The sequence below is a fragment of the Leifsonia xyli genome (assembly GCA_001647635.1).
Classification (GTDB): domain Bacteria; phylum Actinomycetota; class Actinomycetes; order Actinomycetales; family Microbacteriaceae; genus Leifsonia; species Leifsonia xyli_A.
In genome coordinates, this window is record CP014761.1 from 119,544 (window position 1) to 132,112 (window position 12,569).

Annotated in this window: 13 protein-coding genes and 2 pseudogenes; 5 read left to right on the forward strand and 10 right to left on the reverse strand. The window is 71.6% G+C overall.

Annotated features, from left to right (window positions below; genetic code table 11):
- Window positions 1–42: 42 nt before the first annotated feature.
- A complete protein-coding gene (locus A0130_00645; GenBank protein ANF33234.1) occupies window positions 43–1,710 on the reverse strand; it encodes a hypothetical protein in 1,668 nt (555 codons plus the stop codon).
- A 159-nt stretch (window positions 1,711–1,869) separates the two neighbouring features.
- On the opposite strand from A0130_00645, the gene A0130_00650 reads away from it, so the two are divergent.
- The gene (locus A0130_00650; GenBank protein ID ANF30388.1) at window positions 1,870–3,156 is read left to right on the forward strand and encodes a cysteine desulfurase; all 1,287 of its coding nucleotides are present in this window, start codon (window positions 1,870–1,872) and stop codon (window positions 3,154–3,156) included.
- Window positions 3,153–3,590: an iron-sulfur cluster assembly scaffold protein gene (locus tag A0130_00655; GenBank protein ANF30389.1), complete on the forward strand. Its 438-nt coding sequence runs from the start codon at window positions 3,153–3,155 to the stop codon at window positions 3,588–3,590. The genes A0130_00650 and A0130_00655 overlap by 4 nt, the downstream gene beginning before the upstream one ends.
- Before the next feature lie 3 nt (window positions 3,591–3,593).
- Here A0130_00655 and A0130_00660 read toward each other — a convergent pair whose 3' ends face one another.
- The 5 genes and pseudogenes from A0130_00660 to A0130_00680 all read right to left on the reverse strand — a co-directional run bounded on the left by A0130_00660 (window position 3,594) and on the right by A0130_00680 (window position 7,018).
- Entirely contained in the window at window positions 3,594–3,875 is a 282-nt protein-coding gene (locus tag A0130_00660; protein ID ANF30390.1) for a hypothetical protein, read from the reverse strand.
- Window positions 3,876–3,950: 75 nt separating this feature from the next.
- Window positions 3,951–4,697, reverse strand: coding sequence for a peptide ABC transporter ATP-binding protein (locus A0130_00665; protein ANF30391.1), 747 nt, complete (start codon window positions 4,695–4,697; stop codon window positions 3,951–3,953).
- The gene (locus A0130_00670; GenBank protein ANF30392.1) at window positions 4,694–5,575 is read right to left on the reverse strand and encodes an ABC transporter permease; all 882 of its coding nucleotides are present in this window, start codon (window positions 5,573–5,575) and stop codon (window positions 4,694–4,696) included. The genes A0130_00665 and A0130_00670 overlap by 4 nt, the downstream gene beginning before the upstream one ends.
- Before the next feature lie 9 nt (window positions 5,576–5,584).
- Window positions 5,585–6,433: an ABC transporter substrate-binding protein gene (locus A0130_00675; GenBank protein ID ANF30393.1), complete on the reverse strand. Its 849-nt coding sequence runs from the start codon at window positions 6,431–6,433 to the stop codon at window positions 5,585–5,587.
- Window positions 6,434–6,521: 88 nt separating this feature from the next.
- Window positions 6,522–7,018: pseudogene (locus A0130_00680) on the reverse strand (transcriptional regulator).
- A gap of 76 nt (window positions 7,019–7,094) precedes the next feature.
- Here A0130_00680 and A0130_00685 point away from each other — a divergent pair.
- Window positions 7,095–8,006: an ABC transporter permease gene (locus tag A0130_00685; protein ID ANF30394.1), complete on the forward strand. Its 912-nt coding sequence runs from the start codon at window positions 7,095–7,097 to the stop codon at window positions 8,004–8,006.
- Here the strand turns inward: A0130_00685 and A0130_00690 are convergent.
- Window positions 7,916–8,881, reverse strand: a complete 966-nt coding sequence (locus tag A0130_00690; protein ID ANF30395.1) for a peroxidase — start codon at window positions 8,879–8,881, stop codon at window positions 7,916–7,918. The genes A0130_00685 and A0130_00690 overlap by 91 nt on opposite strands.
- A 62-nt stretch (window positions 8,882–8,943) precedes the next feature.
- On the opposite strand from A0130_00690, the gene A0130_00695 reads away from it, so the two are divergent.
- The gene (locus A0130_00695) at window positions 8,944–9,822 is read left to right on the forward strand and encodes a metal-dependent hydrolase (GenBank protein ID ANF30396.1); all 879 of its coding nucleotides are present in this window, start codon (window positions 8,944–8,946) and stop codon (window positions 9,820–9,822) included.
- A gap of 21 nt (window positions 9,823–9,843) precedes the next feature.
- On the opposite strand, the pseudogene A0130_00700 reads toward A0130_00695, so the two are convergent.
- Window positions 9,844–10,589 (reverse strand): annotated as a pseudogene (locus A0130_00700) (hypothetical protein).
- 79 nt (window positions 10,590–10,668) lie between these two features.
- On the reverse strand, window positions 10,669–10,857 hold the full coding sequence (locus A0130_00705; GenBank protein ID ANF30397.1) for a hypothetical protein: 189 nt from the start codon (window positions 10,855–10,857) through the stop codon (window positions 10,669–10,671).
- Window positions 10,858–10,898: 41 nt separating this feature from the next.
- Between A0130_00705 and A0130_00710 the strand changes: the two genes are divergently transcribed.
- Entirely contained in the window at window positions 10,899–11,162 is a 264-nt protein-coding gene (locus tag A0130_00710; GenBank protein ID ANF30398.1) for a hypothetical protein, read from the forward strand.
- A gap of 8 nt (window positions 11,163–11,170) precedes the next feature.
- Here A0130_00710 and A0130_00715 read toward each other — a convergent pair whose 3' ends face one another.
- Window positions 11,171–12,562: a deoxyribodipyrimidine photolyase gene (locus A0130_00715; GenBank protein ANF30399.1), complete on the reverse strand. Its 1,392-nt coding sequence runs from the start codon at window positions 12,560–12,562 to the stop codon at window positions 11,171–11,173.
- Window positions 12,563–12,569 lie beyond the last annotated feature (7 nt).

Sequence of the window (12,569 nt, forward strand, 5' to 3'; positions counted from 1 at the left end):
CCTACCGGCGACGGTCGCCCGGGGCACGGCCGAGCGGACCCGTCACGGCAGGTAGTACGTCGGGTTCGGCAGCTTCACGGTCCGGTCGGCGGAGCCGCCGATCAGGTCGCTGTACTGGTCGCCGAAATTCGCGACGATGTCGTACTTCCCGCCCGCGGCCGACTCGATGTGGGCCCGCGTCTGCGACTTGTACTCGATCGTCGTGCACTTCGCCGTCGCGCAGTGGATGTACGCCGGCTGCTGGGAGGCGCCGACGCCCGTCCACTTCGTGTAGAAGTTCTGCGCGGTGAAGCCGGTGTAGCCGACCTTCGCAAGGTTGCCCAGGGTGGCGGCCTTCTGGTCGTCGTTGCGCCCGGTCAGCCCGATGAGCGTGCAGCCGGCCTTCTGGGCGACCGCGGCGAGCGTGGTCATGTGCGGCGTGGCCGGGAAGCGCTGCTCCTGCACCCACACGTTCTGCTCGACAGGGTCGAACGTGAAGTGCATGTCGGAGACCTCCATGTCGTACGTCCACAGCGTGGTGTCGTCGGTGTCGAGGACGATCGCCGGATTCTTGTGCAGCTTCTTCTCGACGAAGCACTGCGCGGCGACCACGGGCGCCTGACGCTGGACGATGGAACGCAGCTCGCGGATGTACGGGGAGTCGGTCTTGTCGGCGATGCCCGTCCCGGGGTCGCCGTAGTAGGTCGCGATGGTCTTCTTCACGGAGTCGATGTTCGGGATGCCCTCACCGCCCTGCGTCGCGCCGCTGGAGCCGTCCGGCGCCATGGTGAAGCGGGTGCGCGGCGACAGCTGCGGCTCGTTGACGCCGGGGAGGTCCGGCGAGGGCAGGTAGTACGTCGGGTTCGGCAGCTTCAGCGCCTCCTGGGCGTAGCCGCCCTGCAGGTCGGACCACTGGTCGCCCACGTTGAGGGTGATCGTGTACCCGAGGTCCTGGATGTGCTTCCGCGTCAGCGCCTTGTACTCGACCGTGGTGCACTTCGCCGTCGCGCACGTGACGTACGACGGCTGCTGCGATGCGCCGACGCCCGTCCACTTCGTGTAGAAGCGGTCGGCGGTGAAGGCGGTGTACCCATCCTTCGTCAGGTTGCCGAGGGTCGCGGCCTTCTGGTCGTCGTTCCGGCCGGTCAGGCCGAACACGGTGTAGCCGATGGCGGCGGCCTGGTTGACGAAGTCGACCATGCCCGGAGTCGCGGGGAAGCGCTGGTCCTGGACCCAGACGTCCTGCTCCTTCGGGTCGAAGGTGAAGTGCATGTCCGCGACTTCCATGTCGTACGTCCACAGCGTGGTGTCGTCGGCGTCGAACACGATCGCCGGCTTCTGCCCGTGCTTCACCGCGCGGTCGTAGCCGGCCTGCAGCTGGGCCCTCTCCCGGGCGAGGATGCCGGCGAGCTCGCGGATGTAGGGCGAGTCGGTCTTATTCGCGATCCCGGTTCCGGGGTCGCCGTAGTAGGTGGCGATCGTCTTCTTCACCGAGTCGATGTTCGGGATGCCCTCACCGCCGGCGGTTGCGCCACTCGAGCCGTCGGGCGCCATGGTGAACGACGTCCGCGGCGCGAGCGCCGTATCGCCGTGGCCGCCGCCGTGGCCGGGATCCCAGGCCAGCGCCGCGGGCGCATCCGCGAGTCCGACGCCGAGCGCCAGGGCCAGAGCGCCGGCGCCCGCGACGAGCGCGCGCCGGAGCCGGGAGGGAGTGGGGAGAGAGTTCGCCATGGACCGCACCTTCGCCATCGGGTCGTCGGATTCCACCCCCGTACGGGGGCCGGGTGCAGCCTAGCCACCCTGCGGCATCGACGCCAAGCGCGCGGATGAGCACGGATGCGTGCAACGCACAGCGGGATTGAAGCGGACCCCGGTAACGTTGTGGCCCGTATGCGCACCGAAACCCTCGACACGGCCGCCCTCCGCGCGGACTTCCCGATCCTCTCCCGCGAGGTGAACGGGCATCCCTTCGTCTACCTCGACTCCGGCGCCACGTCGCAGAAACCGCGCCAGGTCCTGGATGCGGAACGCGCCTTCGCCGAGCGCTACACCTCGGCCGTGCACCGCGGCGCGCACACCGTCGCGGGTGAGGCCACGGAGCTGTTCGAGGACGCCCGCGCCCGCGTCGCCGGTTTCGTCGGCGCGCAGCCGGAGGAGCTGGTGTGGACCTCGAACGCCACCGAGGGCATCAACCTGCTCGCCTACGGGATGTCGAACGCCTCCCTCGGCCGCGGCGGAGCCGCCGCCGAGCGCTTCCGCCTCGGCGCGAGCGACGAGATCGTCGTCACGGAGGCCGAGCACCACGCCAACCTCGTCCCGTGGCAGGAGCTCGCCGCGCGCACCGGCGCCACCCTCCGCGTCATCGGACTCAGCGACGACGGCATGCTGCGCCTCGACCAGGCCGCCGAGCTGATCGGCCCGCGCGCCAAGGTCGTCGCCTTCGCCCACGTCTCCAACGTCCTCGGCGGCATCAACCCGGTCGCCGAGCTCGTCGAGCTGGCTCACGCGCAGGGCGCGCTCGTCGTCCTCGACGCGTGCCAGTCCGTGCCGCATCTCGCCGTGGACTTCCCGGCGCTCGACGTCGACTTCGCTGTGTTCTCGGGCCACAAGATGCTCGGCCCGACCGGAGTCGGCGCGCTCTACGGCCGCAGCGAGCTGTTGAACGCCCTCCCGCCGTTCCTCACCGGCGGCTCGATGATCACCCAGGTGACCCTCGAAGGCGCCGAGTACCTGCCCGCGCCGCAGCGTTTCGAGGCGGGCACGCAGCGCGTGTCGCAGGCGGTCGCGCTGGCCGCCGCCGTCGACTACCTCGAGGGCGTCGGGATGCCGGCGATCGAGGCGCACGAGGAGGCGTTGGGCGAGCGGCTCCTCGCCGGGCTCTCCGAGATCGAGGGGGTCCGCATCCTGGGTCCGGGCGCGGGTGTGCCGCGGGTCGGGCTGGCGAGCGTCGTCGTGGACGGAATCCACGCGCACGACGTCGGCCAGTTCCTCGACGACCGCGGTATCGCGGTGCGCGTCGGCCATCACTGCGCGCAGCCGGTCCACCGCCGCTTCGGCGCGACGGCGAGCACGCGTGTCAGCACCTACCTCTACAACACGGCCGACGAGGTGGATGCGGCGGTCGAGGCGATCGCCGACGCCCGCGTCTTCTTCGGCGTGGCGGGAGGCGTCCGATGAGCGACCTGCAGAACCTGTACCAGCAGGTGATCCTCGACCATGCGCGAGAGAAGCACGGCTACGGGATCGTCGGCGACGAGGCGGCGAGCTCGCACCAGTTCAACCCGACCTGCGGCGACGAGGTGACGGTCGGAGTCCGCACCGACGCCGACGGGCGCATCCGCTCGATCGGTTGGGAGGGGCACGGCTGCTCCATCTCGACCGCCTCCGCCTCGCTGCTGAGCGATCTGGTGCACGAGGTCGACCGGGAGGAGCTGGCCGCATCCATCGCCGCCTTCCGCGAGCTGATGCACTCGAAGGGCGCCCTGGAGGGGGACGAGGAGCTGCTGGGCGACGCGGTCGCTTTGGCGGGCGTCTCGAAGTACGTCACGCGCGTCAAATGCGCGATGCTGCCCTGGGTCGCTCTCGAGGACGCGCTGCTCAAGTCCGCCTGACGGCTACGGCACGGGCGACAGATCGACCTCGGCCGCGATCGCTTCGAGCGCCGACGGCAGCGACGGGAACGTCGTCCCGTAGACGAGACCCGACGGTCCCGCTGCGACCCAGGTCTCCGACCCCTTCGTCACCCGGCCGACGAGGTACCGCTTGTGGCCGCCGCGCGCCTGCCGCTGCGCGATGGGCAGGGTCAGCGGGAACGCGTAGACATCGCCCTGGGGGCTGACGACCAGCTCCCAGCGGGCGCGGCCGGGGTTGAACGTGCTCGTGAAGATGCGCGACATGATCGACTGTTTGTATCGCGCCGGGGCAACCCGTCGCCATGAAGATGACGACCTGTTGCGTCACCCTTCGCCGCGTTACGCGATCGGCTCGGCGAAGCGGGCGAGGAAGGCGCGCGTGCGGTCCTCCTGCGGTGCGCCGAACAGCTGCGCGGGCGGCCCCTGCTCGGCGATGACGCCCGCGTCGAGGAACACGACGCGGTCGGCGACGTCGCGAGCGAAGGCCATCTCGTGGGTCGCCATGACGATCGTGGTGCCGGACGCCTTGAGCGAGCGGATGAGCTCGAGCACCTCTCCGACGAGCTCCGGGTCGAGGGCGCTGGTCACCTCGTCGAGCAGCAGCAGCTCGGGGTCGGTCGCGATCGCGCGGACGATCGCCGCGCGTTGCTGCTGGCCGCCGGAGAGCCGGTCGGGGAAGTCCTTGGCCTTGTCGCCCAGGCCGATCCCGTCGAGCAGGGCGAGCGCCTTCCGCTCGGCCTCCGCCTTCGGGAGGCGGTGCACGCGGCGGGAGGCGAGCGTCACGTTGTCGAGCACCGACAGGTGCGGGAAGAGGTTGTAGTGCTGGAAGACGACGCCGATCCGCCCGCGGACCGCGTCCGCGTCGACGCGCGGGTCACTGATGTCCTGCTGGCCGAGAAAGATCTGCCCGTCGTCGAGCTGCTCCAGGAGATTGACGGTGCGCAGCAGCGTCGACTTGCCCGAGCCGCTCGACCCGATGAGGGCGACCACCTCGTGCTGGTGCACGTCGAGATCGATGCCGCGGAGCACCTCCACGTCCCCGAAGCGCTTGCGCACGCCGCGCAGGCGCAGGACCGGCCCGCTCATACGATGCTCCCGATCTGCTCGCGGCGGCGGATGCGCGCCGCGTACCAGTCCGTCAGCCGGATCATCGGGAGCGCGAGCAGGACGAACAGCAGCCCCGCCAAGACGTACGGGGTGAAGTTGTACGTCGCCGCGGTCTCGATCTGGGCGGCGCGCACCGCATCCACCGCTCCGAGCACCGAGATCAGGCCGACGTCCTTCTGCATCGCGACGAAGTCGTTCATCAGGGCAGGGGTCACCTTGCGGACAGCCTGGGGCAGGATCACGAGCCGCAGTGTCTGCGAGTGCGACAGCCCGAGCCCGCGGGCGGCGAGCCGCTGCGAGGGGTGCACGGCCTCGATGCCCGCCCGGAACACCTCCGAGACGTACGCCGAGTAGACCAGGATGAGCGCGATAGTGCCCCAGAACTCCGGTGGCATGCGCGGGAAGACGCCCAGCCCGGGCAGGCCGAAGCCCACGAGGTAGAGGACGATGATCAGCGGCATCCCGCGGAACAGGTCCGTGTACCCGGCGGCCAGCGCCCGCAGCGGGAAGAAGATGGGCCCGCGCAGTGTGCGCGCGGTGGCGAGCAGGATGCTGACGATCAGCACGCCGATCGCGGCGACGATGAGCACCCGGATGTTGAGCAGCAGCCCGTCGAAGACACGCGGCCACGCCTCGACGGCGACCGCGGGGTCGAAGAACGTCTGCTGCACCCGCGCCCACCCGGGCGTATTGATCACGAACACCCAGGCCAGGACCGCGACCACCAGGGTGCTGGCCAGGCTGATCAGCACCGAGCGCGTGGTCTGACGCTTGCGGTAGAGCCGGCGGTCGAGCTCCACCGCGCTGGGCGGAGGAGAGCCGGTCGACGCGGGAGGGGTGGACGTGGTGGTGCTCACCGTCGAAGGCTACTTCAGGACGGGCGCGTCGCCGTCGGCGGCGAGCCACTGCGTGGCGAGCTTGTCGAGCGTGCCGTCGGTGCGGAGGGCGTCGACCGCCTCGGTCACCTTCTTCGTCAGCGGGCTGTCCTTGGCGAGCACGAGGCCGAACTGGTCACCCTGCTGGCCGTCGACCTTGGGCAGCTGGCCCACGATCTTGCCGTCCTTGAGCTCCGCGTCGCGCAGGTAGAAGGCGGTCGGGAGGTCGACGACGATGGCGTCCACCTGCTTGTTCTCGAGCGCGAGCTTCGCGTCGTCGTTGGTGTTGAAGGCCTGCACGCCGCCGGTCGGGGCGATCTGCTTCTCGGCCGCGTCGAAGCTGGTCGTCGCGGTCTGGGCGCCGATGGTGAGCTTCTTGAGGTCGGCGATCGAGGAGGCCTTCGCGGCGGGCGATCCGGCCGTGGTCACGACGACCTGGCTGGTCTCGTAGTACGGCGACGAGAAGTCGACGGCTTTCTTGCGCTCGTCGGTGATCGAGAACTGCTGCAGGTTGAAGTCGAAGGTCTTCGGTCCGGGGGCGATCGCCTGGTCGAAGGTGGTGCGCACCCAGGTGACGTCGCCCTTCGTGAAGCCCAGCTTGTCGGCGACGGCGTACGCGACGGCGGCCTCGAAGCCCTTTCCGGATTGCGGCTTGTCGTCGAGCACCCACGGCGAGTACGCCGGCTCGGCGGTGCCGATGGTGAGCTTGCCGGCGGTGACGTAGCCGTCGCCGCTGGACGAAGAGCCGCTCCCGGCGGATCCCGCGGAGCAGCCCGCGAGGGCGAGCGCGGTGGCGGTGACGGCGGCGGCGACGGCCAGGATGCGGCGCGAGCGGGACATGGATCCTCCGGGTGGATGCACGGTGCGGGGCAGGGGGTCCTGTCAGGCTCTCGCACGCGCGCGCGAGGGGCAACTTCCTTGCGCTGTGTTACGCGCCGAGCCGGTCCAGCCAGACGGTGAGGATGCGCTCGAGTTCGGCCGCGTCGCGGGGGTCCAGCTCGTCGACCAGCCGGCGCTCGTTCGCCATGTGCTCGGTGAAGGCGGCGTCGATCGTCTCGCGGCCGCGCTCGGTCAGGGCCACCACGCGGCCGCGCCCGTCGGTCTCGGAGGCACGCCGCGTGACCAGGCTCGCCCGCTCGAGGCGGTCGATGCGCTTCGACATCCCGCCGGTGGTGATCATGGTGTGCTCGGCCAGCTCGCCGGGGTGCGCTCGAACGGGGCGCCGGCGCGCCGCAGGGTGGCGAGCACGTCGAAGTCGCCCTCGGCGAGCCCGTGCCGGTCGTAGACGGCGGTGAGCTCGTCGGTCAGCCGGGCGGCGACGCGGTGCAGGCGGCCGATCACTCCCTGGGGCGAGACGTCGAGTTCGGGCCGCTCGCGCCTCCACTCGGCCTGGATGGCGTCGACGGCGTCCGGTTCGCGTTCCATAGCCTTCACAATACCTTCCATGGAAGCTAAACTAACTTCCATGGAAGATACATCGCTTCGTGCATCCTGGCGATGGATGCTCGTGACGGCGATCGCGCCGGTCGCCTGGGGCTCCACGTATGTCGTCACCCGTGCCGTGCTCCCGGCCGAGCCGTTGTGGGGCGCCGTGATCCGCGCCCTGCCCGCGGGGCTGATCCTGCTCCTGATCGCGCGTCGGCGGCCGCACGGGGCGTGGTGGTGGCGGGCGGCGATCCTCGGCGTCCTCAACACCGGGGGCTTCTTCGCCCTCGTCTATGCGGTGGCCCAGCGGCTGCCGTCCGGCGTGGCCGCGACGGTGATGGCCGCCTCGCCGCTGGCGCTGATGGCCGCGGCGCGGATCGTGCTGGGCCAGCGGGCGCGCGCGGTGGCGCTGGTGGGCGGCGTGGCGGGCGTCGCCGGCGTGGGCCTGATGCTGTTCGGCGGCGACGGGCCGGTCGACCCGGTGGGCATCCTGCTGGCGCTCCTCGCTCTCGCCGGCTCGGCGACCGGCTACGCGCTGGCGACCCGCTGGGGCGGCGTCGACCTCGTCGCCTCCACCGCCTGGCAGCTGCTGGCCGGCGGTGTGCTCGTCCTCCCGGCCGCGCTCGTCGTCGAGGGGCCGCCTCCGGCGCTCGACGGTCCGGCGCTGGTGGGTTTCGCCTACGTGACCGTCGTCGCGACGGCGCTGGCGTTCGTCGCCTGGTTCGCGGGGCTGCGCCACCTGCCCGCGGGCACCGTCGGCCTCATCGGGCTGCTCAACCCCGTCACCGGCGTCGTCCTCGGCGCGGTCGTGGCGGGGGAGGAGCTCAGCGGCCGTCAGCTCGCCGGGCTGGCGATCGTGCTGGCCGGCATCGCCGTCGGGCAGGTGCGGCGGAGGTCTCAGTCGCCGAGCGACTCCAGGAACGTCCTCGTCGGTGCGAAGAACGTGACCCCGGTCACCGCCGTCGAGAAGTCCAGGATGCGGTCGTAGCTGCCGACCGGGTCGCCGACGAACATCCGCTCCAGCATCCGCTCGATCACCCAGAGCGCGCGCGAATAGCCGATGAAGTACGTCCCGAACTCGCCGTGGCCCGGGCGACCGAAAGGCATGTTGTCGCGCAGGATGTCGTGCTCGACGCCCGCCTCGTCCACGATCGTCGCGAGCGTCTTGTGCGACTTCTGGCCGTGCTCCGCATCCGGCAGCTCGATGTTCTCGACCTTGGTGCGGCCGATCACGCCCTCCTGCGAGGGCACGGGGAGTTTGCCCCACTTCGACAGGTCGTGCAGGTACTTCTGGATCACGACGTAGCTGCCGCCGGCGTGCTCCGGGTCCTCGTCCCCGACGGTCGTCGCCTCCGTCATGTCGCCTCCGGCCGGGTTGGCGGTGCCGTCGACGAAGCCGAGCAGGTCGCGAGCGTCGAAGTAGCGGAACCCGGTCACCTCGTCCACGACCTCCACCGCGTCGCCGAGCGCGTCGAGCAGCTGTCGTTCCAGCTCGAACGTGAAGTCCGCACGCTCGGCCCGGATGTGGAACAGCAGGTCGCCGGGCGTCGAGGCGGCCGTGTGCACCGGGCCCGCGATCTCGCGGAACGGGTGCAGCTCCCGCGGCGGCGCCACGTCGGTGAGGCGCGACCACAGGGCGGCGCCGATGCCGACGTTGCACGACAGTCGCGCGCCGAGGTCGCGGAAGCCGACCGTCTTGACCTGGTCGGTGATGCCGCTGAGCACATCCTTCACGGTGGCCAGGGCCTCGTCGGAGTCGCCGACCGTGACCACGAGGAAGACCGCTGCGCGCGACAGGGGCGCGTCGACGCTCTGCGGATCGATGGGGACGCGCTGCCAGGGCTGGTCGCCGGTGTTCGCCATGCCGCCATGCTGCCGTACCGGGGCGGCGCTCCGCCACTCGCGCGCGACTCTAGGCTGGGTGGATGACGTACCCCGCCACCGACACCGTCGTCACCTACCCCGACGGCGACCTCACCTCGACAGGCACTGTGCTCCACGTGGAGCCGCTGGAGGACGGCCGCACCGCCGTCGTGCTGGACCGGACGGCGTTCCACCCGGTCGACCCGGTCTGGCCCGACCAGCCGGCCGACGCCGGGTCGCTCTCGGTCGACGGGCGCACGTACGAGATCGTCGACGCGGTGGTCGGCGCCACCGACGGAACCGCGCTGTACGTCGGGAACGCGCCGGTGCGCACCGGCACCGAGGGCTGGGCGTTCGTCGTCTGCCACCTGGTCGAGGACGCGTCCGGGCTCGAGCCCGGCGCGACGGCGACGGTGACCGTCGACGCCGCGCGACGGCGGTCGCTCTCCGCCGGGCACACCGCCTGCCACCTGGCCTCGCTCGCCCTGAACGACGCCCTCGCCCCGCTGTGGACGAAGGACGCGCCGGAGGATGGACGCGGCCGTCCGAACTTCGACCAGCTCGCCATCACGACCTCCCGCATCCTGCCCGACGGGTCGCTCGACGAGTACCGGATCGGCAAGAGCCTGCGGAAGAAGGGCTTCGCCGCGGCCGAGCTCGCCCGGCGGATCGAGGACGTCTCCGGGACGATCGACGGGACGCTGGCGGGATGGGTGACGGCCGGTGCGCCGATTGCCATCGTCCGCGACGGGTACGGCCACGGGCTGGGGGAGCGCCGCCGCTGGCGAGCCGAGCTGCCCGACGGCGTGGTCGAGATCCCGTGCGGTGGCACGCACCTGCGTTCGCTGTCCGAGCTCGCGTCCGTCACGGTCGGCCTCGAGCTGTCGGAGGCGGAGGGCGCGCTGGGCCTCACCATGCGGACGACGGCGCACCCAGCCTGAGACGCTGCGGCTCGGCCCTGCTCAGTGCGGCAGGAACGGCAGCGCCACCGCGACCATCCCGAGCGCGGCCGCCAGGCCCCAGCCGAGGCGCACCCACTGCGCGCTGCGCACCTCCCGCTCGATCGCGCCGAAGCGCTCCAGGGTGTCGTCCGGGGCTGCGACCGGCCGCCAGGTGGCGGGGTCGTCGAAGAGGGAGGCGGCGCGAGCGACGGTCTCCGCATCCAGCCGGGCCGGGCGCCGTGAGAGCCAGCGCAGCAGGCCCCCCGAGCGGAGGACGGCCGCCCGCGCGGGCTTCTGCCGCATCCGCAGCTCCTTGGCGCCGACGACGACGATGACCGGCTCGACGGGCGCCTCGATGCCGGCTCGGAGCAGCAGGCCGCGGACGCGGGACGCCTCCAGGTCGGAGTTGCGGAGGTAGGGCTGCTTGACGCCGTTCACGAGGACAGACCGCTCGTAGACGGTGAGCGCGGCGCCGCGGTGGTGCTTGGTGTTGATCACGAAGACACCGCCCGGCCCGACGACGAGGTGGTCGACGTCGGCGTCGCCGGAGCCGACCGGCACGGCGTGGAATGCGCTCCAGCCCTGCGGCAGGCGCGACAGCAGAGCCCCGACCTCGCGCTCGCCGAGCGCCCCGTGAACCACGGCTGCGCGTCGTCGCTGAGCGGATGGCGCCCCAGGACCCGCGCGACCGGCGAGCGGGGCGGGGTCTGCGCGTGGAGCCGCACGACCTGCTCCATCACGGCCGCTCCGGGGGCCCTGTCGCGCATCCGCTGTCCACTCACCCGGCCACCATACGGAGGTCTCGGGCGGCGCCCCAGTCCCCAAGGCTGGGACGGAGCGAGGAGGCTACCCCTGTTCCGGGGACCCGTGTGTGCGGGGCAGGTCGTCGTCGCTCGGCAGGCGCTCCTCGAGGGACTCGTTGTGCTCGCGGACCGCCTCGAGGCGGTCCTCGTCGGTCTCGCCCAGCTCGCTGACGGCGTCGGTCAGCTCGTCGGCGTCGCGGGGGGCTGCGGTGTCGTCCGGTCGATCGCTCATGGCCCGCACTGTACGCCGAGGTGAGGGGATACCATGCGGGCATGAGCCGCATCGAAACCGGGATCGTCTCCTACACCCTCTCCGGCGACTACATCGCCCGCGTCGGCGCCGACTTCGACACCGAAGCGGTGGACGACGCCATCCTCGCCGAGCTCAACCGGATGCTGCCCGCCGGCGTCGTCGTCGAGCGGAGCGGCAAGGTGTTCGCCGAGGAGGAGGCGGCCGACGAGGCCCGGTCGCTGGACTGGGACGCCCTGCTGCAGCGCATCGACGTCGACCAGATCCTGGCCGAGCACGGGCGCTGACCCTTCCGTCAGCGTGACCGCTTGACCGCGTCGTAGGCGGCGAGGGCGGCCTGGCGCGTCTCCTTGAGGTCGACGATCGGCTCCGGGTACTCGTCCGTGTCCCACTCGGGGACCCAGCGGCGCACGTAGTCGCCGTGCGCGTCGAACTTCTCGCGCTGCAGCTCGGGGTTGAACACCCGGAAGTAGGGCGCCGCGTCCGCGCCGCTGCCGGCGACCCACTGCCAGTTGAACGGGTTGTTGGCCGGATCCGCGTCCACCAGCGTGTCCCAGAACCACTGCTCCCCGTGCCGCCAGTCGATCAGCAGGTTCTTGATCAGGAACGACGCGGTCACCATGCGCACACGGTTGTGCATGACTCCGGTTCTCCACAGTTCCCGCATCCCGGCGTCCACAAGGGGGATCCCGGTGCGACCCTTCTGCCAGGCCCTCAGCGCGGACGGATGCAGTCGGGGCCACGGGAAGGAGTCGTACTCGCGATGGATGTTCACGGTCGCCATGTCGGGGTGCTCGAAGAGCGTGTGGTAGGCGAACTCGCGCCAGCCGAGCTCGGAGGCGAAGGTGGCGGCGCCCTGCGCGGTCGCTTGGTCGCGGCGCTCCTCGGTCGCGTGCCAGACCTGGTGCGGGCTCAGCTCGCCCCAGCGCAGGCGCGGGGAGAGCCGCGAGGTGGCGTCCACGCCGGGGACGTCGCGCTCCTTGCGGTAGGCGCCCAGGTCGTCGGCCAGGAATCTCTTCAGCTGCTGGTGCGCAGCCTTCTCGCCGGGCTCCCACGCCTCGCGCAGGCCCTCGGCCCAGTCCGGATGCGTCGGCAGCAGGCCGAGGGCGTCCAGCGTCGTCGCCTTGACGGTCCCTGGGAGCGCCGCGCCGTGGAGGCTCCGCGGCGCCGGACCGGGCTTGCGCGGTGCCGGGGCCGCCAGGCACGCGCGCCAGAACGGCGTGTAGACCGAGAACGCCGTGCCCTGGCCCGTGCGGATGGTCCACGGCTCGAAGAGCAGGTTCGCGCCGAAGCTGGTCGCCTCGCGCCCGTCCTCGCGAGCCGTCGACTTGACGGCTTCGTCGATGCGGCGCTCGACGCCGCCGTAGCGGCGGTTCCAGAAGACGGCGGCGGCGTCGGTGTCCCGCAGCAGGCCGGTGATCGTCGGCTCGGACGGTCCGCGCAGGATGCTCAGGCTCGCGCCCAGGTTCTCCAGGTCGTCCGCGAGGGACGCCAGGCTGTGGTGGAGCCACCACCGGCTCGCGGCGCCGGGCGCCCGCAGCCCGGGCGTCTCGTCGTCCCAGACGAACACGCACAGCACGGGCCGGCCGGTCTCGGCGGCCGCGTGCAGCGCGGGATTGTCGGCGATGCGGAGGTCGTCGCGGAACCAGACGACGGCGGGGCGGTCCTGCTCGCGGGGCTCGCTCATCCGGTCG